Origin of the sequence: Streptomyces amakusaensis (genome assembly GCF_039532665.1) — a bacterium.
GTDB lineage: Bacteria > Actinomycetota > Actinomycetes > Streptomycetales > Streptomycetaceae > Streptomyces > Streptomyces amakusaensis.
Map to the genome: position 1 here is coordinate 1 of NZ_BAAASB010000029.1, position 18,976 is coordinate 18,976.

The 18,976-nt window shown below is 71.3% G+C and carries 20 protein-coding genes and 2 CRISPR repeat arrays; of the genes, 15 read left to right on the forward strand and 5 right to left on the reverse strand.

Annotated elements, in window-relative coordinates:
• The first annotated feature begins 535 nt into the window (after positions 1-535).
• Positions 536-1,052: direct repeats of the CRISPR family, unit length 28 nt.
• A 650-nt stretch (positions 1,053-1,702) separates the two neighbouring features.
• Positions 1,703-1,974: a CRISPR direct-repeat array (repeat unit 28 nt; unit sequence GAACGACCCCCGCGCGGGCGGGGCGGAC).
• Between the two features lie 249 nt (positions 1,975-2,223).
• Both ABD371_RS32840 and ABD371_RS32845 read right to left on the reverse strand, forming a co-directional pair.
• Complete coding sequence (locus ABD371_RS32840; RefSeq protein WP_344485359.1) at positions 2,224-4,875, reverse strand: hypothetical protein; 2,652 nt, start codon at positions 4,873-4,875, stop codon at positions 2,224-2,226.
• 759 nt (positions 4,876-5,634) lie between these two features.
• Positions 5,635-5,940 carry a helix-turn-helix transcriptional regulator gene (locus ABD371_RS32845; protein ID WP_344485362.1) on the reverse strand — a complete coding sequence of 102 codons (306 nt, stop codon included), beginning with the start codon at positions 5,938-5,940 and terminating at the stop codon, positions 5,635-5,637.
• 114 nt (positions 5,941-6,054) lie between these two features.
• On the opposite strand from ABD371_RS32845, the gene ABD371_RS32850 reads away from it, so the two are divergent.
• Both ABD371_RS32850 and ABD371_RS32855 read left to right on the forward strand, forming a co-directional pair.
• A complete protein-coding gene (locus ABD371_RS32850) occupies positions 6,055-6,702 on the forward strand; it encodes an HAD family hydrolase (protein WP_344485365.1) in 648 nt (215 codons plus the stop codon).
• Positions 6,703-6,706: 4 nt separating this feature from the next.
• Positions 6,707-7,546 (forward strand): DUF1932 domain-containing protein, encoded by an 840-nt coding sequence (locus ABD371_RS32855; RefSeq protein WP_344485368.1) that lies wholly within the window; start codon positions 6,707-6,709, stop codon positions 7,544-7,546.
• Positions 7,547-7,553: 7 nt separating this feature from the next.
• Here the strand turns inward: ABD371_RS32855 and ABD371_RS32860 are convergent, their stop codons facing one another.
• The 3 genes from ABD371_RS32860 to ABD371_RS32870 all read right to left on the reverse strand — a co-directional run bounded on the left by ABD371_RS32860 (position 7,554) and on the right by ABD371_RS32870 (position 10,185).
• Positions 7,554-8,120 carry a phosphotransferase-like protein gene (locus ABD371_RS32860; protein ID WP_344485371.1) on the reverse strand — a complete coding sequence of 189 codons (567 nt, stop codon included), beginning with the start codon at positions 8,118-8,120 and terminating at the stop codon, positions 7,554-7,556.
• Positions 8,117-9,154, reverse strand: coding sequence for a P-loop nucleotide/nucleoside kinase family protein (locus ABD371_RS32865; RefSeq protein WP_344485373.1), 1,038 nt, complete (start codon positions 9,152-9,154; stop codon positions 8,117-8,119). The genes ABD371_RS32860 and ABD371_RS32865 overlap by 4 nt, the downstream gene beginning before the upstream one ends.
• A gap of 281 nt (positions 9,155-9,435) precedes the next feature.
• Positions 9,436-10,185, reverse strand: coding sequence for a GntR family transcriptional regulator (locus ABD371_RS32870; protein WP_344485374.1), 750 nt, complete (start codon positions 10,183-10,185; stop codon positions 9,436-9,438).
• 524 nt (positions 10,186-10,709) lie between these two features.
• Between ABD371_RS32870 and ABD371_RS32875 the strand changes: the two genes are divergently transcribed.
• The 13 genes from ABD371_RS32875 to ABD371_RS32935 all read left to right on the forward strand — a co-directional run bounded on the left by ABD371_RS32875 (position 10,710) and on the right by ABD371_RS32935 (position 18,972).
• Positions 10,710-11,525 (forward strand): hypothetical protein, encoded by an 816-nt coding sequence (locus ABD371_RS32875; RefSeq protein ID WP_344485375.1) that lies wholly within the window; start codon positions 10,710-10,712, stop codon positions 11,523-11,525.
• An 84-nt stretch (positions 11,526-11,609) separates the two neighbouring features.
• Positions 11,610-11,960: a hypothetical protein gene (locus ABD371_RS32880; protein WP_344485377.1), complete on the forward strand. Its 351-nt coding sequence runs from the start codon at positions 11,610-11,612 to the stop codon at positions 11,958-11,960.
• A gap of 156 nt (positions 11,961-12,116) precedes the next feature.
• On the forward strand, positions 12,117-12,692 hold the full coding sequence (locus ABD371_RS32885; RefSeq protein WP_344485380.1) for a WhiB family transcriptional regulator: 576 nt from the start codon (positions 12,117-12,119) through the stop codon (positions 12,690-12,692).
• On the forward strand, positions 12,689-13,090 hold the full coding sequence (locus ABD371_RS32890) for a hypothetical protein (protein WP_344485383.1): 402 nt from the start codon (positions 12,689-12,691) through the stop codon (positions 13,088-13,090). The genes ABD371_RS32885 and ABD371_RS32890 overlap by 4 nt, the downstream gene beginning before the upstream one ends.
• The gene (locus ABD371_RS32895; protein ID WP_344485384.1) at positions 13,087-13,239 is read left to right on the forward strand and encodes a hypothetical protein; all 153 of its coding nucleotides are present in this window, start codon (positions 13,087-13,089) and stop codon (positions 13,237-13,239) included. Before ABD371_RS32890 ends, ABD371_RS32895 begins: the two co-directional genes overlap by 4 nt.
• Before the next feature lie 332 nt (positions 13,240-13,571).
• Positions 13,572-13,742, forward strand: a complete 171-nt coding sequence (locus ABD371_RS32900; protein WP_344485387.1) for a hypothetical protein — start codon at positions 13,572-13,574, stop codon at positions 13,740-13,742.
• Positions 13,743-13,893: 151 nt separating this feature from the next.
• The gene (locus tag ABD371_RS32905) at positions 13,894-14,103 is read left to right on the forward strand and encodes a hypothetical protein (RefSeq protein WP_344485390.1); all 210 of its coding nucleotides are present in this window, start codon (positions 13,894-13,896) and stop codon (positions 14,101-14,103) included.
• Positions 14,104-14,161: 58 nt separating this feature from the next.
• Positions 14,162-14,542, forward strand: coding sequence for a hypothetical protein (locus ABD371_RS32910; protein ID WP_344485392.1), 381 nt, complete (start codon positions 14,162-14,164; stop codon positions 14,540-14,542).
• A 122-nt stretch (positions 14,543-14,664) separates the two neighbouring features.
• Positions 14,665-14,859 carry a hypothetical protein gene (locus ABD371_RS32915; RefSeq protein ID WP_344485395.1) on the forward strand — a complete coding sequence of 65 codons (195 nt, stop codon included), beginning with the start codon at positions 14,665-14,667 and terminating at the stop codon, positions 14,857-14,859.
• Positions 14,860-15,109: 250 nt separating this feature from the next.
• Positions 15,110-15,361: a hypothetical protein gene (locus ABD371_RS32920; RefSeq protein ID WP_344485398.1), complete on the forward strand. Its 252-nt coding sequence runs from the start codon at positions 15,110-15,112 to the stop codon at positions 15,359-15,361.
• Between the two features lie 108 nt (positions 15,362-15,469).
• The gene (locus tag ABD371_RS32925; RefSeq protein WP_344485401.1) at positions 15,470-15,838 is read left to right on the forward strand and encodes a hypothetical protein; all 369 of its coding nucleotides are present in this window, start codon (positions 15,470-15,472) and stop codon (positions 15,836-15,838) included.
• Between the two features lie 149 nt (positions 15,839-15,987).
• Entirely contained in the window at positions 15,988-18,108 is a 2,121-nt protein-coding gene (locus tag ABD371_RS32930; RefSeq protein WP_344485404.1) for a DUF2637 domain-containing protein, read from the forward strand.
• A gap of 348 nt (positions 18,109-18,456) precedes the next feature.
• Positions 18,457-18,972, forward strand: coding sequence for a DUF6197 family protein (locus ABD371_RS32935; RefSeq protein WP_344485407.1), 516 nt, complete (start codon positions 18,457-18,459; stop codon positions 18,970-18,972).
• Positions 18,973-18,976: the final 4 nt, after the last annotated feature.

Genomic DNA, 18,976 nt, shown 5'->3' on the forward strand with positions numbered 1-18,976 from the left:
CGCCGCGGATGTGCTGGACGGCGTACTTGAGGGCGCGTTCGGAGTCGATGCCGTGGCTGTAATCGGGCGCGCTGGTCATCTGGTTGGCTCCCTTCGATCCCGTTTCTGCCCTGTCGGCTCAGGGTAGTGGTGGCAGGTTTGCCGGCTGTGGCTCTGAACGACGCCCGCGCGGGCGGGGCGGACGGTTTTCACATCGCGGGCGTGAAGCCCGCAGTGAGCGACTCCCGCGTGGGCGGGGCGGACCGGCGAACCCACGCTAGCTGAGCGACTGGCTGTGAACGACCCCCGCGTGGGTGGTGCGGACAGGTAGACATCAGTGCGGGGCACCTGGCTTTCGAACGACCCCCGCGCGGGCGGGGCGGACACCCTCGCGGGCACGGAGACCACCCGGCGCGCCTGAGCCTCCATCTCGCCCGGATCACCCCGCGCGGGCGGAGCGGATTGAGCATCGCCTCACGTGAGGCGATGCTTGGGCGAGCGCCCCCGCGCGGGCGGGGACGACGGTGGCCTCGACCCATGCGCCGTCGGTGGCGCGGAGCGACCCCCGCGCGGGCGGGGACGACCTGGAGTGCCCTCCGGAGCCGCGTATCGAGAGCGGACGACCCCCGCGCGGGCGGGGAGGACGCCAGCACACCAGGAAGGAACTGGGTGCCTACCGAACGACCCCCGCGCGGGCGGGGAGGACTGCTGGGAGGCGGGCGCGACCTTGTCTCCGACCGAACGGCCCCCGCGCGGGCGGGGAGGACGCGGCGTCGGCCTCACGGTCATCGGGGACCGGAGAACGACCCCCGCGCGGGCGGGGAGGACCGCCGCCCGGGGCCTCTAACCCCCGGGCGGTGCGAACGACCCCCGCGCGGGCGGGGAGGACCTTGGTGACGGCGGCAGCGCCAGCACCGTGGCGGAACGACCCCCGCGCGGGCGGGGAGGACTCTAGGAATGCTTCCGCGTAGGTAACTCCCCACGAACGACCCCCGCGCGGGCGGGGAGGACTCGTGCCACCCAAGGTGCGTGACCTCGATGGGCGAACGACCCCCGCGCGGGCGGGGAGGACACTTCCTGACCTGGGGTGTTGTCACGTGATCATGCTGTTTTCCTTTACATGCTTCACGACCGTTCCCAGATTCTGCTGGCGGGCCACGGGCAAGTGCCACCGGGCTCTGGTAGCACGGTATCCGTCGGTATGGCGGTCGCGTCGGCGGATGGTGCACTGACCGTGCGGTGTGTTCCCTCGTTGTGTCGGGGGCCTTGCTCCCGGTGCCGATGGTGTCCGTGCGGTTCGGGTTGGGCTTGCACCAGAGCCGACTCTGCCCAGCCGATACGCCCGATGGGTCTTTGTCTCGGTTTCCTCAGCTCGCCCGAGTCGGCCGAGGGCGCTGGCGTGGTACTCCGGCAGCGCGGCCTCCACGGTCTGGAGGATGGCGAAGGTGAGCGCGGATACGGCCGTGGCGGGTCCGTGTTCAGCTCGCCCGGATCCATCAAGCCTCGGGAGCTCGTGCCGGTGCGCTCGCAGCCCCGCCGCCAGTGATGTCCGGACCTCGGCGGCGGCGGTCACCAGCCCGGCTTCCACTATGGTCGCCTCGGTCCGGCACACGAGCGGGCAGGGACGGCGTGCCGAAGGTGCTGGCGATGGCCGACCGGTACGAATGCTCCCCGCGCTGGCGGGGACGACGCCATCATCGACTGGGCCACCAACATCAATGAGGAACGACCCTCGCGCGGGCGGGGACGACGTCCTCGCGGGGCAGACACAGCCGGCCCGGGGTGAACGACCCCCGCGCGGGCGGGGCGGACCGTGGACACGGTCACGCCGTACAGGTCTGCCGCGAACGACCCCCGCGCGGGCGGGGCGGACTGCCAGCGGGGGTCTGAGGGTTCCGCAGCCCCGGAACGACCCCCGCGCGGGCGGGGCGGACAGCGTTCGGAGTTCCGCCCGGAATCCTTTCCGCGAACGACCCCCGCGCGGGCGGGGCGGACACTTCGTGACCTGGGGCGTTGTTACGTGATCATGCTGTTTTCCTTTACCTGCTTCAGGACAGCTCCCGGGTGCTGCTGCGGTGTTGTCGACGTCGGCCACCACCGTATACGCCGGTCCTGGTCACCTGCATGCGTCTGCGCCGAGGACCAGAACCACCCACACCGGCACGCCGCCGGCGGATCACGGAGGCGACTGCCCACCAGGCCCCTGCCCGCGGCCAGGGGCTTGGTGGGCGAGGCCGACGCCGCTCAGCTCGGCGACCACGCGATCACTGCTCCGCCGTCGTCGTTCAGGGGGCGGGCGGCGAGGTGGGCCAGCCGCTCCGCCCACGGCACGGCCCTCTCGGCCTGCTCGGTCCGGGTGGTGGTCTGTTCGCGCAGCTGCTCCAGGCGCGCGGTGAGCAGGTGCTGCGCGGTGCGAGTGCGGGCGGTGTCGGCGGCCTTCGTCGCTGCTGTGACGGCGTCCGTGCCGTGTGGGTTGTGCTGGTACCAGCGCCGGTTCTGCTCGGTGGCGTATGCCCGGCGTGCCTCCGTCTCGGCTTCCCCGGTACGCCCGAGCCGGCCCAGCGCGCTGGCGCGGTACTCCGGCAGCGCCACTTCCACGGCCTGGAACGCGGCGAAGGCGAGAGCGGACGCCGCCGCGGCCGGGTCGGCGTCCAGCTCGTCTGGGTCGATCAGTGCCAGGAACTCGCGCTGGTTGCGTGCGATGTCGGCTTCCAGCGACACCCGGGCATCGGCGGCGACAGCGGCGACGTCGGCCGGGTCGTCCAGGTCTGCGGCCCAGGTCGCCGCGATGAGTCCGGCCTCCGCGATCGCTGCTTCGGTCCGGCGCAGGTAGCCGCACGCCTCGCACAGCCCGGCCGCACGAGGCTGCCCGCAGTCCTCGCACGCCAGCGCCTGCCGGACCACATCAGCCGCCTCCGCGGCCGCACGCTCGATCGCCGCCCGCTCCTGGTCAGCAGCACGAACTGCGTCGCGGCGGGTCTGCTGCTCGCGGGCCTGTTCCCGGCGCCACACGTAGTCCTCGGCGTCCAGCGCAGCGATCTCGCGGAGGCGGGTCTCGACGGCGCGGGGGCGTGCATCCTCACCGAGACCGGGCTGTTCCCGGTCGACGTCGGCGGCGGCCCGGGTGCGCCAGCTGCGGCGGAGGTGGATGACGTTGCCGCAGTTGGCGCAGTCGCCGCTGGTGTCGAGGCGGATTCCGTCGTCGCAGCGCTGGTCGGAGCAGGACGGCCGCTGGGGCAGGCCCCGGCGGATCAGCCATCCGTACGGGCCGGTGATCATCGCCTCGCCGCCGGTCTCCGCCAGGCGGTCGGTGAGCCGGTCGGCCAGCAGCCGAGGCGCACCCTCCGCCGCCACCCCCAGATCGGTCAGGCGTGTCAGCTCCGTCTTCGCGGCGGCCTCGACCTGGTCCTGCTGCCACCGGGACAGCCGCTCCCACAGCCAGGAGACCGGTCCCAGAGCCACCCGCAGACGAAGATCACCCGGAAGGCACACCCTCCGCTGCCGCTGCGCTTTTTCCCACCCTCCGGCCTTCGGCCGATCACCGGCATCAGCCCCGGCGGCCGGCTGCCCATCACGCACTTCGGCCGGGGACTTCTTCGGCTGTTCCCCGCGCAGCGGGCCGCCCTCAACCACTGGAGACCCGGTCACGGCAGCGCTGGCCTCGCCGTCGGCTGCCTGGTCCTCGCGCACGCACGCGCGTCCCGGCCGACGGCCGTCAGCCCCACGGCCTTCGCCGGAAAAACCACAATCAAGCTGCGGAGAACCGACGGGAGTAACCAGGGGAGTGTGGTCTGCGTGGAGCTCTGCACCATCGGGACGCTCCTGATCCACCGCATCCTCGGGGCCCTGAGCACTGCCGATCCCAGGCGTGCCAAGGGCACCGGCAGGGTCGGCCGGAGCATGATCTCCGCACGCATCATCGGGACGCGCCGAAAACACTGGACCGGCGCTCTGAACAGCCTCCACAGGGGCCACGGAGCGGCCGTACGCGCGGGCGACCGGCAGCAGCATGACCCGGGCCCGGCCGCGCATCCGCGTCGACGTCTCCCGGTGCTGCCGCGCTACGACACCGGCCTCCGTCAACCTGGCCAGGACCTTCCGGGCCCCCGAGGGCGAGCAGCCCAGCAGCCGGGCCACCGTCGCCGCCCCCCGCCCCTCACGCTTCTTCACCGAGCCGCCGACCAACTGCAGCCAGCCAGACGCCCTCGTGTTCAGCACCATCAGCAGCAGCCCGAGCCGGTCGGTCGCCGCGCCCTTGCCCGTACGGCCAGCCAGCAGCCCCGGCGGCGTCGGCTCCCTGTCCTCCGGCGTCCAGCCGTGCCCGAACAACGCCTCACACAGACGCAGCAGCGTCGCCAGCTCCGCCTTCGTCAAAGCGAGCGGGTGCCCCGCTCCCCCGCTCTTGCGGGCCTTCCACAGCGGCATGACCAGGCAGTCCAGCCCGGTCGGGTGCCCCTTCGCGTCCGTCACCACCCTTGTGTGCAGCCCGTCCGTGGCACGCATCGGAGCCAGCACACGGCGGTGGACCGTGGACTCGCCCACACCCATCCACCGGCCGAGCTCCGCGACCCAGATGGACGTCTGGAGGTCGTCCTTCCGTCCCTTCGGCGCCCGCGACTTCGCGAACAGCACCACTGCGGCGAGCCTCGCCACGTCCGGCTGCCCGGCGATCGACGGATCCGCCAGCAGCGCCTGGACCGCGGCGAGCAACCGCAGCCGCATCGTCCGCCCGAGGCGCAGCGGGTCCTGTGGGCCGTCGCCGTCCGGCTTCCCGCAGGCCGGCACCGACCGCAGCGCGTTCCGCTGCCCGGGAAACCGGGGCACGTCGACCACGCTGTCGGCGTCCTCCCGCAGAGGTCGGTCCAGTACGCCCGCCGACGCCGCCACCGCGCTCACCGGGACACCGCCACGGTCGCCGTGACCGGGAGGCACACGAGCCAGGTGGCCGGGACCGAGCCCGGCGGAACAGACCTGAAACCGCTGCTCTTGTAGCTTCCTACCGGAAACCTAACTTCCGGTAGAAAACAGTAAAAAGTGCGTGAGTCGGGCGTGACTCCCGAGACGTGAAACGCCCCAAAGAGGCAAAACGCATGGAAACGGTCAGCGCTCGGCTTTTCAGGGGCGACCGGATCGGGCACCATGAGGGGACACCTTTCATATTCACGGCCGCACCACCCCGCCACGCGGGACGGAACGACCAACGGATGTGACACCACCCGGCCCCTCCGCGAGGAGCGGCCGACGTGAAGGAGGGAGAAATCTCCCTCCCTTTTGGTGGGGTTCCGCCCACTCCGTCAGGAGCGAGCGAAACCCCGGACGAAGAACCAGAGGCGGGCTTCCTTCCTTCTGGCGATTCGGACGGGTAGTGCGGACAGCCCTCGGGGCTGGACGTGCTGGTGTTCCGTCGGCCCTGCCAGGGGCCGGTGGAACGAGCGGCTGAAGCCCCTGCCAGGGGGCGACTGCCGTGCCGGTACTGCTGTGAAGCGGTGCTGCTATTCAGATGAAGACCCAGCTCGATGAGCTGGAGCCCAGAGCCGGGTGCGAACCGGGGACTGGGCGGCCGAAGCGGGTGCGAATCCGATCGGCGAGACGGGCCGCGCGGCCGCAGTGGATTGCGAGTCCACTTTTTGGCACGCGCGGTCGATGGCCGCTAGGTCATCCTGATCCCCCTCCGGAGGTCGGCGTCGGCATGCCCTCATTCGCCTTCGCGGCCTCAGGGAAGCGTGCTGCGAGTCGTTTGAGCAGGTGGATGTAGAGATCGCGCTGCGGGCGCCGGGGGTGAGTCTGGCCCAGCTCCCAGCGGGCTACCGCAACTCGTGTCACGCCCATGGCTTCCGCGATGTCCTTCTGCGTCAAGCCCGCCGCGAGGCGCAGCTGCACGCGAACATGTGGCGGGGGCAGGGCATCGTCCAGGCCGTCGAGCAGGTCGTCGACCTGCTTCAGGCGGTCCGGGTCGGACATCGGGGAGCCTCCCATGATCGATAGATCCCCGAAATATACACGATCAGTACCCTGGGGTGGGGATGAGGCCATCCAAGACGGTGCGGCGCAGGACGCCCGATAGAGTCCAGGACCGTGCCCCGACTCGTTCTCTTCGACCTGGACGGCACGCTGATCGACCGTCAGGCCGCGCTCAGCGACGCTGTGACCGCCTTGTGCCGTGCCCACGCTTTCAACACCCCCATCGAGCAGTGGCTGCGCGCCGCGCTGATTGACCGCGCGAACCTCAGCGACTTCACCCGGCTGTGCACCGACTTCAAACTCACGGAGCCTGCCGAGCAGCTGTGGCAGGAGTACGTCGATCTGATCGCCGGAGCCATCACCTGCCGACCAGAGGTCCTTGAGGGCCTGCGGCAACTGCGCACGGCGGCATGGACCATCGGCATCATCACCAACGGCGCCAGCGACATCCAGCGGGCCAAGCTGGCCGCAGCCGACATTACCGACCTGGTCGTCGGCATCGCGGCCTCCGGCGACGTGGAGATCCGGAAACCGGCTCGCGAACTCTTCGAGCTCGCGGCGAGCCGCTGTGGCCGGAGCCTGGCCCACGGCGGATGGATGATCGGTGACAACCCGGCCGGAGACATCGGCGGCGGACAGCAGGCCGGCCTGCACACCATTTGGATCCGCGGTCGCCCCTGGCCCGGCGGCCTTCCCGCTGCCGATCACGTCGTCGACGACGTCACCGACGCCATCACCATCCTGCTCAACGAGACGGAGTAGCACCGTGGACCAGCCCACCGTTGGCATCCTCCACCCCGGCAGCATGGGCGCCGCCGTCGCCGCCTGCGCTGCGGCGAACGCCTCCACAGTGCTGTGGTGCGCAGCCGGGCGCAGCGCGGCCTCCGTAGCGCGCTCCGAGAAGTTCGGCTTGACCTCGGCACCCACGGTGTCCGAGCTGCTGGAACGCAGCGACATCGTCATCAGCCTCTGTCCGCCGGCTGCCGCCGAGGACTTGGCGCGCGATGTCGCCGGGCTCGGCTTTGCCGGGGTGTACGTGGAGGCGAACGCCATCAACCCTGTACGGACACAGCGGATAGCCGAACTCCTCGGCCCGGCTGCGACTGTCGTGGACGGCGGTGTCGTCGGGTCCCCGCCGGTCGGGGGCAAGTCGCCGGCCTTGTACCTGTCCGGCCTGATCGTCGGGACCGAGCGGATCGAGGCGCTGTTCGCGGGCACCGATGTCCGGACGGCGGTGCTCGGCACAGAGGTGGGGAAGGCGTCGGCGCTGAAGCTGGCGTACGCGTCGTTCCAGAAGACGTCGCGGGTGCTGGTGGCGCTCGCGGTCGGCATGGCGCGCGAGCACGGCGTCGACCAGGAGCTCATCGAGATCGCCTCGAAGCGCACCGACTCATACCTCGCCGAGCCCGAGTACGTCGCCAAAACCGCAGCGCGCGCCTGGCGCTGGGGCCCGGAGCTGGAGGAAGCCGCCGACGCGCTCGCGGCCGCCGGCCTTCCACCAGAGATGCTGAGCGCTGCCGCGTCCACGCTGGCCCGGTGGCACGACGTCAAGGACGACGGCGAGCTCACGCTCACCGACGCCCTGGACCGGCTCGCCCAGCCGTAGCCCGCACTCATGCCGACGCCGCCCCCGTCCGCTGCGCGAGCAACTCGTCGATGAGCCGCGCCGCGTCCTGCGGAGCCGACGCTGCGGTGTCGACGGTCAGGTCCCAGGCCACGTCCGGGTGCGCGTCCAGATCCTCGCGGGTCGCGTCCCACGCCACCAGGCGCGCCGCGGTGTCGCGGTCGCCGCGCCCCGCCGACCGCCGCTCGGTCTCCGCGCGCGAGCACCACAGCAGCACCACTGACCAGTCGGCCGGATAGCCGTCGACCAGCGCACGGATGCCGTCGACCTGCCCGAGGTGCACCACGGGCACCCCAGTCGCGAACGCCGCGTCCAGGCCGGGCGCGTCGATCACGTACGTGTTGCCGTAGCGGCTGTTCGCGTAGACGACATCGCCCGCAGCCTCCAGCTCGACCAGCTGCTCCGCTGTACCCATCCGGTAGCCGAAGCTCTTGCCCGAGCCGACTTTGAGCCGCGCGAACTGCCCGTACTTCGAGTTCAGCTCCGTGAGCGCGGCGGTGACGGTGTCCTTGCCAGCCGCCGGCGGGCCGTACAGGATCACACCCTGCTGGCTCATGCGTACATCGCCCCCATCGCCTGCCGGGCCTGATCCGTGAGGCTCACGGCGGTGCCCAGCCGATTGTCGACCACCAGGTGCGGTACCGCCGGGCGCAGGTCCAGGTCGATTGTGGCCGTGTACTCGTCCCAGCGCTGGAGCTTCCACGCGTCCCGAGCCGCTGAGCGGAAGGTGATGTACTCCCGCATCGACTCCTCGTCGCAGCGCACCCACACTGGGAAGACGTCGACGCCCATAGCCGCGGCCTTGTTGGCCAGGCGCTGCATCCAGGCCGCGTCCGTCAGTTCCGCGATGAACGGCGCGCTCAGGACGGTGCTGATCCCGCAGCGCATATTGGCCATGGCAGCCTGCATCAGGCAGTCGTACTCCACTGGACGAACCTGGGTCCTGTAGAGGTCCGTGTGCCGGTCGTTCGGGTCGCCGCCAAGCGCTACCAGCAGCTTCTCCACGAGCGGCCGGGTCAGCGGGTCCTTGTCAAGCAGCGGCCACCCGGTGAGCTGGACGAAGAACCGGGCGAGCTCGGTCTTCCCGCTGCCGGCGAACCCTCCGACCAGGATGAGGACCGGACGGTGCGGATCGCCGCCCGTGTGCCGGCGCTTCCACGCGTCGATGATGCGTTGTTGCAGGTCGAAGTGGCCGGCCTCCCCCGAGCCCGGCGCGATCCGGTGCACCGCGCGCTCAACGGCCAGGACATGCGATCCGTTAAGGCGGTCGTCCAGCGGCGTGAGCTTGAAGGAGGACTCTTCGCCAGGCAGTGCGGTGCGGAACCCCAAGTCGGGTTCAGTGGCCCGGTAGAGGAGACAGTAGGCCCGCCGGTAGTGAGGACCGGGGAAGACTTCCCCGGTCTCGTGCTGCCACAAGGTCTGAGGATTCGCGGCGGGGATGCCCTTGAGCTTGGCCTGCTCGGCAACCGCCCGGAGGCGCTCACCGGCCTTCTCCAGCGTCAAACCGTGAGCCTCCCGCTGGTCACGCAGCTTGTCTGGCCGCCACCCCGCTCGTTGCTTCCCCACCCTCTGCCCCTCCGTCATCGTCATGGCCGCGAGCCTAGAGCTCGGTCACCAAATCCCATGTGTACGCAGATGTTGAAAATCTGTGAATGAGCATGTGCACAGACTTCTACAAGCCGCCGTGATGTTGCTTCATCCTCGTAGCCGGTCTGATAGCCACCACAAGCAATCCACCAGGATGGAGGGGTGATGGTGCGGGGTTCGGAGGGCAACAGTCTCTCGGCGGCAACGGTGTGTTGGGTGCTCCTTGGCGGTTGCTGGAGCAGTGCGGACTTGCTTCACTCGCTCGGGAGATGCAGCAGAGGTCTCTACTCCAAGGGCAGTTCGTCGTATGTGAGCTGGATTCGGTCGGCTGGCGCTGTAGACCGGAGTACTTCTAGTACCCGGCCGTCGGCGGTCTTTGTGAGTCGCTGTACAGCTATCACGGGGACCTTGCCACTGATCTTGAGCTCGGTGGCCTCGCCAGGTGTGGGCATCCGGGAATCGACCTGTTCGCTCGCAGTTGCTGGGGTGTGCCCAGCGGCAGCCAGCGCGCCGAAGACCCCGCCTACAACTTTCCCTTCACCGGAGATGCCAGCCTCATCGGCCAGGTCTGCCGCGTACCAGACGCGCTGTACCTGGACGACATCGTCAGATCCGATCATGGCGTATCTGCGGCGGTGCACTAGCTCGGAACCGGCGGGTACGCCCAGCAGGTACGCGACGTCTTCGGGGCCCGCGCCCCTGGTGACATGCACGACTTTCATCTGCCCGTCCAGGCCCTGCTCGGAGCAGGCTGTCTCCCAAGGCCCCTTGCTTCCTCCCGGGCTCAGAACGCGGGAGTATCGATTCAACGGGATGCGGACCCGTGTTCGATTGCGCACGATTGTCCCGCCCTTGCCCATGGTGACCACCAGGCCTTCGTCGGCGAGTATCCCGATGGCGTCTCGGACGGTCTGCCGGGAGAGTCCGTACTCGCCGATCAGATCGACGATCCGCGGCAGGGTCTCCCCGGAGGTGAACTCGCCGTCGTTGATCCGTTGGCGCAGAGCCTCGGCCAGGTCTCGGTATCCCCGCACCTTGGCCTCCCTTCAGCGAGTCGACGTCGTCGGGTAAAGGCTATCTCCTACCTCTCTTGACAATTTTTAGGGCTAGCCCCATCCTGAATAAGGGCTAGCCCTTACGGAGGGTTGTTAAACCACTTCGTAAGGCTGCGTCTCGCTTGCCTAGCTCCAGCCGGGTCCTTCGCGGACCCGGCTCCCCCACCCGGACGCCGTCTCGTACGCGGCCGGATGAGGGAGCCGGAACCTCGGCACCTGATCGTTCCACCGCCCGGAGGCCCCCTCGGAAGGGGCTGAAGGAAGCGTCCGTTTCTTGAAACCCTCATAGGACTGCCGTCTCAGAGCGTCGGGTGATGATCCACAAGATCCCTGGCTCTTCACGCGGCTGTCCCTTCTGTACCACCAGTCCAGCCGTACCGGCTGGCTGTCGTTTCCTGTCCTCCATGGCCCCGGCCCCTTGAGCGGGTCCGTGGTGGGCGGTGACTACAGCCACCACGGGTTCTTGCCCTTCCCCTCACCCTCTGGCCAGAGAGCTCTCCGCCATGCCCACGAGCACCCGCATTTCTCTCCCGCCTCTTCTGCTCAGCACCCTGCCCCCCGACGACCTCGACCTCTCCGGCGAACGCCGCTCCCTCAAGTGCCCCGACTGCGGCACCTGGCAGGACATCCGCCGCAACCGCATCCACCCCCACCGCGCCACCCTCACCGTTCCCAACCGCCCGGACGAGCGCCAGCCCCGATGCCCCAACGCCGGCCGCCCCATCACCGCCGATATCACCCCCACCACCTGGCGCGCCCAACTCAGAACGATCAGTACCCCGCTTTCGCTGTCGGCCCTCGCCGAATACCCCGACGCCATCCCCGCCGAGGTCCGGCGCACTACCCGTGTCAAACGCACGGGTCGCACCCCGGCCCCGGCCATCGCCCAGATGAGCCCGGCCCCGGTGAACGCGGCCACCACGCTCACCGCCTACTGCGATCACCTCAAGAAATGCCGGTCCAGCAAGGCGGCCGGCCGCTGCGGCGGCACCCACCGTTGTGCCACTGGCACTCGGCTCGCCGCCCTCTACGAGCGGCTGCTTCGTACCCAGCCGCACAGGGACCGCGAGCACCAGGCCGAGGCCCGCGTCGACGCGCTGCTGACGCGTCATCGTGCGGCCGCAGCCCGCAAGACGACCGCCGCCGAGTGGGACCGGCTGGCCGGGACCGTGGACCGCAAGGCCCTGGCCAAGCGGAGCGGCACCGCTGCCGAAGAGACGAACAACGCGTGCAAGGCCCCCCTGGCTGGCGCGGTCTCCGAGTTCCGAGGGCCCGACGTGCCGCTCACCAGACTCCGCCCCGAACGTCCCGCTCGCTGAACCACCCACACCTGATCGACCCCAACCCCCGGGAACCCACCCCCGGGGGTTTCCTTCTGCCTCACCGCCAAGGAGACCCCAGTTATGCGTGCTGCCCGCCGTGCCCGGCTCTACGTGATCTACCAGCGCTACGCTGCCCGGCTCGCCGAGGTGGCCGCCGATCGGCTCGCCGAGATTGGTGCTGATCCGGCCGCCGATGCGGACGACGTCCTTCAGACTGCGTGGCTGGCAGCGACGGAGTCGGTGTCGCTCCCGGCCCCGGACCACGCCTGGTCGGCCCTCGTCGCCCTCCTCGACCGGGCGATCACCACCCTGGAGGCGTCCCGCCGACGGGAGTTCGCCGCAGGGATGGCTCTCCCTGCCGCCCGGGGTCTCCCGCCCGCTCCGCTGGAGCCGCTCCCGTCGTCGGTGGCGTCGATCGCGACGGCGGCTTGACCTGCTCGGTGACGATCGACCACGGCCGCCCCCACTCTGATCTCCCGGGGTGGGGGCGCCCGTGGCTGCTCGTACGGCAGCCGGCTCCCCAAATGGCGACAGCCCCGGCGACTTGAGACCCTCCGGGGCTGTCCAGGACCTTGAGTGGAGGACCTGATGCAGCACAGCATCGCACAACCGATCATCAGCAACGACTCCGATCCGGACGACTGGCTCCAGCCCGAGGACTCGCCCGTTCTCGCCCGGATCACCCGCCGGCCCCGGCTCCAGGCCGTGGTCGACACCGAGGCCCGATGCACCACCGCCGATCAGGGCCTCTTCTTCCGCACCGACCACGAGCTCCTGACCGCGTGGCAGGCCCGCCAGCCGGAGGCCGTCCGCGTCTGCCGGGCCTGCCCGGCCCGGACAGCATGCCTGGAGCTCGCCCTCCGCGACGGTGAGGGCATGAACACCCTCCGCGGGGACGACATGATCCGCGCCGGCCACACCGCCCAGGAACTCAACCAGCTCGGCACCACCCAGGCCCGCAGCCTCCAGGAGGCCGTGGCCCGCGACGCCGAGGACCACTACCTGCGCCGCCGCCAGCGGAACCTGACAATCCGTCTCCGCCAGGCCCTGATCGCCGCCCCGACCAGCCGGGCCGCGGACCCCGCCGAGACCCGCTACCTCATCACCGAACTCCGCGCCATCCGCACTCTGCGGCACGAGGGAACGGCGGTGACAGCGGCATGAGCACCACCATCCCGTTCAACCCCGCACTCGTGGCCGGGTCCGTGCTCGAGGCGGGGCCCGTGTCCGTCGTCGCCGGGCCGGACACACCCCGCGAACGGCCCGGTGTCTCCCGACGGCTTCTCCCCCAGCCCGCCTCGGCCGCTCTCCGCCAGGCGGCCCGGCCGCTGTGGGCCGGTCTGGCCGAGGAGATGGAGTCCGACGACAACGCGCGCGGCCCGGAACCCCACGACGACGCGCCCCACCAGGTACTCCACCGGCTGGTGCGGCACCTCGTCGCCGACGGCGACCGCCGAGCCGCCACCCTGGGCCGGCGGGCGCGGCGCACGCTCGACGACATGCTGCCCGGCACCACCACCCGCCCCATGCTGCTCACCTGCAGGGTGGGGGTACGGGGGTGAGTGATCAGACCAGCAGTAGTGAGCAGGCCCGTCTGGAGGCCATCGCCGCGGTGGAGGCGGCCCGGCAGAAGGCGGCGGCCGAGCTCGCGGCCGCCGAAGCCGCGCGCCAGGCACTTGCCGAGACCGTCGCCAAGATCCCGCCCCGCTGAGGAGGGCAACCGATGAAGTCTCTCCACCTGACGATCCGCCGCCTGGTCCAGGCCCTCGGATCCTGGAAGTGCCCGGACTGCGGGTGCCTCAATGCCGACGGCCACATCTCCTGCGGCTTCTGCTGACACCTGGACATCCCCCATTCCCATATCCGCCGCGCGGGACGCTCAGCGTCGCGCCCTCCGGGCCGTCGCCCGATATGGCCTGGCGCACCCGGTGTCCCGTGCTCTCCTCACCGTGGCCGCTGTGGCGGCTGCGCGGGCGTGGGACGCCGGGCACCGGGTCGCCGCAGTGCATCCCGCGCCGAAGAACAGCACCACGAGGCCACACCATGTCTGACCGCAGTTTGTACGACCGCTACATGGCCGCGGCACGCGCCCACCGCGAGCACGCCGCCACGTGCGCCGTCTGCACCGGTGACCGCCGGTGCCCGGCCGGAAAGCGTCTGTTCCGGCTGTTCAGCGCCCTGCAGGACGCCTACCTCCACCGTCGGCGCGGCTGACGTGGACCAGTGCGCTGGAAGGTCAGCCCGCCGACTCCCGGGTCGGCGGGCCGGTGATCACCAGCCCTTCCCCTTCTTCTTTCTTCTCTCCGGCGGTGCCCGATGGCGGGTGCCGCCGTTCCGCGAACCACTCGATGCCAGGAGGCACCGGATGTTCGGACGCAAGGACAAGGACGAGGGCAAGGCGGCGGCGGTGCAGGACGCCGTGAACGCGGCCGCTGTCGCGACGCAGGTCATCAACGACTACGGCGTCGCCGCCGCCGAGGCGGTCAGCGCGACCCACGGCGTGCTGGACGCCGTCGTCGCGGCCCGCGCGGCCGGCGCGACGGACGACGAGCTGCGCGCCGCCCGTCCCCAGTAACACTCCGGCCCACACCACCACCCACCACCTCCTCGACCTCGATTGATTGGAGTTCCTGATGGCCTTCGACATGAGCGTCTTCGGCCGCAGTCGCTGGGTGCAGACCCACCCCAACGGCGTCTACACCCACGGCTCGCTGCAGCCCGTCCTCAGCATCCTGGACGTGCGCGGCTTCGAACTGCGTGACCTGTTCCTGATCGGCATCAACGACGACTGCGGAACGATCGTCCTGCCCACGGAGTCCCGGGCCGAGAACGCGGCCGCGGCGCTGGAGCCCGCCTACGCGACCACCGTCAAGCCCTTCGGCCCGAGCGGCGAGACGTGGGGAGTCGACTACACCCGGCGCGCGTCGGACGGCACCGTGCTCTCGGCGTTCATCACGGACCTGACCCTCAAGGACGGCCGGCAGGTCATCAAGGACGGCCGCTGGGTCAGCTGATTCCGGTCTGCCGACTGCCTCCTGCGCCCGTCCCACCGGCCCGGTACCCCCCGGGGCCGGTGGGACGGGCGCGGTCGTGGGGAGCCGGACAGCCCGGACCACCAGCAAGAGGAGTCACCACCATGGCTACTTTGGACAGCTTCTCCCGCGACCTCGGCAACGCCATCGGCAAGACCACCGAGCACGCGGTCGCCAAGACCCAGGCCAACGCCTTGGTCCAGGCCGCCGCGGCCGGCGGGGCCGACGCCGTCGCGGCCGTCGCCCAGACCATGTCGACCGAGGAGCTCCAGCGCGCCCAGGCGTACCTGCAGCGCTGACCGTCTTCTGACGGTTGCCTTTCCCTGCCCCGGACCCGCCCCGAACACATCCGGGGGCGGGCCCGGGCGGGTCCACCGCCTCGCCCGCGACTGACCCGCCCCGCCCGCCTGGCGGGAGCGGATCACAACTCCCTGTCCGCTCCCCTGCACCACTGGAAGGCCGACCGCCCGCCTGACGGGCGGCCGGTTTTTACGCACCTCCGGCCCGGGAACAGCCCCAGGCCAGGACGTCCTCGACGAGGAGGAACAGATGGCCACCACTCCCGCTCAGTTCCGCGAACAGCACGGCGACTGCACGGTCTGGAGCGCCGAGGACTTCGAGTCCTACGGGCGCCTGACCGAGTTCGTCCACCCCGACTTCGAGCGTGCCGCCCGTGAGGGCCTGGTCGTCGTCGGGCAGCACGCCGACGACCGCGGCCTGGTCGTCGTCGACCTCGCCACCACCACCGACCTCGCCGCCCGCTGCGCCGAGGCCCCGCGCCTCGCCGGACGGCCGGCCTGACGGTTGCCTGATCCGCCCGCACCGACCGCCTCACCACGGTGGCCGGGACGGGCGGTGACGGGGAGCCGGACAGCCCGGACCGTACGAACACCACATGAGGAGCAACTGGTGAAGGTCTCCACCCCGTCCGCCACGGCGGCGATCGAGTTCCGGGTCGACCAGTACGTGCTGTACCGCGACCCGGCGAAGTTCTGGCGCGGCGAGACCGGTCACACGGTCGTCTGCCGCGTTGATTTCGTCGACCGGCGCGGCAGCGGCAAGGTCCGCTACACGCTCGTCCCGGTGGCGGGCGGCCTGATCCGCGACGCGCAGGGCGACTACATGCGGCTGTTGCCGCCCGTCGACGCGATGCGCGACATCGACACCGCCCCGCTCAACACCGAGGGCGCGGTCGACGACATGACGGCGGCCGCCATGGCCTGGCTGACGCAGCAGCACGCGACGGCCAACCGCCGCCCGGAACTGCCCGCCGACTGACCTACCAGCCCGGAGCAAGGCGGTCCCCCGAGTCCCCGGCATTTCAGCTGCCGGGGACTCGGGGGACCTGGCCGCCACCCTACCGACCGACGCCGACCCGCGGTGACCTCTTGAACGAGGCACCGGAACGTAAGAGAGGACATCCCCCCGTGGCCAGCACCACCACCCGGCGCAGGCGGAAGCCCGCCCCGGCCGCCAAGCCCCGCGGCACCGGGCGCGCCAAGGCGCCCGCCGCGCCGGCCTCGATCCCCGTCCAGGCCGCCGCACCCGAAGAGACCGGCGAGACCACCGTCCTGCTGGTGCATCCGGAGGCCGACCCGGTCTGGGCCGACGCCGCCGACCGTGCAGCCGACCTCCGGGACCAGGCCGCCGACGACGTCGCCCGCATCCTCGCCCGCGGCGAGGCCCGTGCCACCGAGCTGCTCGACGGCGCCCGCACCGAGGCGGCCTCGATCACCGGGACCGCCGGGAGCGAGCGGTCCCGGCTCCTGGCCGCCGCCCAGGCCGACGCCGACCAGGTCCGCACGGCGGCCGCCACTACGGCGGCCGCCGACGCGGAGCAGGTCCGTGCCGATGCCGACGCGACGGCCGAGCGGCTTCTCGCCGACGCCCGCACGGCGGTTGAGCAGTTGCTCGCCGACGCGCGCCGCCAGGCCGACGAGGTCACCGCCACGGCGGTCGTGCAGGCGGAGCGGGTCCGTACCGATGCTGCGCAGGCTGCGGCGTCGGCCGGTGCCGACGCGGAGGCCGCGCGCACCGAGCTTCTCGCGGCGGCGGAGCGCACCGCGGTCGAGACCCGCGCCCGTGCCGCCACCGAGGCCGAACAGGTGCTGGAGCGGGCGCGGGGCGAGGCCGACCGGGTCCGCGAGAGCGCGGACGACCAGGCCGCGCAGGTGAGGGCCGGGGCGGAGAAGCTGGCGGTCGGCCTTCGCGCCGACGCCGACCGCGCCCTGGACGACGCCCGCACCTCCGCTGAGGAACTGCGGGCGTCGGCCGACAAGGACGTCGCCCGGCTACGCGGGCAGGCCGAGACGGACCAAGCGGCGGCCCGGGAGGCGGCGGCCCTGGCCGCCGCCGACCAGACGGATGCCGCTCAGGCCCTCGCCGAGGCGGAGCGGATCCTCGAGGCGGCGACGCAGCGCACCGCGCAGCGGGCGAGGCGCGGCCAGATCCGGGATGACGCCCGCGCCGCCCGCCGCCAGGCCCGTGCGGATGCCCGCCCCAAGGACGGGGTGCCGCTGCTGACCCGGCACGAGATGGCCGGGGTCCTGGCCGTGGTCCTGGCCGCTGCCGCCGTCTCCGCCCTGGGACTGCTCTCCTCCTACGCCACGCTGGAGAAAGCGGCCATGCGGTGGGGCTGGGAATGGCCGTGGCTGCTGCCCGTCGGCATCGACATCGCCATCCCCGCCTTCACCGGTGCCCACCTGGTCCTGATCCGCATGGGCATGGAGCTCCGGTGGATGCGGTGGGTCCCGAGGGCGCTGACCGCCGCCACCGTCTACCTCAACTGGAACGCCTCCAAGGGCCTTGAGGGTCAGATCGGGCACGCCGTCCTCGCCCTGCTCTGGGTGATCTTCAGTGAGATCGCCGCTCACGTCTACGCCACCCGGATCGGCGCGGTCACCGGCAAGAAGCGCATGGAGACGGTCCGGCGCTCGCGGTGGATCCTCGCTCCGATCCCCACCGCCCGGCTGCGCCGCCGGATGATCCTGTGGGAGATCACCTCCTACGAGGAGGCGCTCACCCGCCTCCAGCGGGACACCTACGAGCGAGCGCGCCTGCGCGAGGAGCACGGTCCGCTGTGGCGGTGGAAGGCTCCGCTGGAGCAGCGGATGGCGCTCAAGCTCGGCAGCGTGCCCGCCGCGCTCGCCGACACGCTCACCCCCGACACCCCCGAGGACGCTCTCACCGTCGAGCGGGTGGAGGAGAGCGCTCGCACTCACCCGGACGTGAGCGCGCTCACCTCCGGAGAGACGGACGGCGAGCGCGAGCGCCAGGCGCTCACCTCCGGCGCTCACGAAGGTGAGCGCACCGTGGAAGACGATGACGCCCGGCGAGCGGACGGCGCGCTCACGCGCAGCGAGAGCGACGCGCTCACCGAGCGCCGCCACGCTCGTATCCGCCTGCTCTACACCGAGCTCGGGCGCCGCCCCGAGTGGACGGAGATCCGCGACGCGCTCACCGGCGCGGGCCTGTCCGACAAGCCGGTCTCCCGCCCGACCGCGCAGCGCCTGCGCGCTCAGGTCGAAGAGGCCGCCCCGGGCGCGTAGGCGAGCGCCCGGTGAGCGCCGACGCGCTCACCCTCCTCGGCACAACGCCCTGCCGCTCATGGCCGCCCCCGGCCCGCGCCCGCGCTCCCCGAGCGTGAGCGCCGTGCCGGTGACGGCCACGGCCGGCAGGCCGCTCGCCCGCACCGCGCCCCGAGCGCGGACACCGCGGGCCAGGCACGACCGAGTGCCATCCACCCTGTGCCGCGACCGCATCCGTCTCCCCGTATCCAGCCTGGGCGCCGCCCCGGGCGGCCGGAGAACCGCGCGGCCGCGGCACACGAAGGCCCCCGCTGATCACACGTCAGCAGGGGGCCTTCGGCTTGTCCCCTCACAAGAAAGGAGCACACCATGGCACCCCCGACGACCGGGCCGCCCCCGACGGCCGGGATCTTCACCCGTACGACGACCCCGCCGACGCCCGCGCCGGCACCCCCCGCGGTGATCCCGCCGGCCCTGGAGATCTGGGCGCCCGACCCCCCGACCCGGGCCCAGCGCCTGATCCCCAAAGGGATCCGCGACGCGATGGCCGACCTGGGGCTCTGGCAGGAGCCGCGCCCCCTGAAGCCGTCGTACCACCTGGTCCAGGTGATCGAAGTCCTGACCCGCTACGGCTGGTCCCAGTCCTTCGATTTCTCCCCCACCGGCCGTATGTGCATCAGGGGTGCCCAGACCTTTCTGGAATCCACCGGGCACGTGACCGCGATCGACCGGGGCAGGGCCGTCCATTACCTCCAGACCCAACTCGCCCGCCAGGGCGTGAACATGCGGTTCTGGGAGTGGAACGACCTTTCCAGCAACACGTTTAGGGGCGTGGAGGCCACGATCTCAGCGGCTTCCGACATGGCGCGCAGGAACGGAGACTGAAATG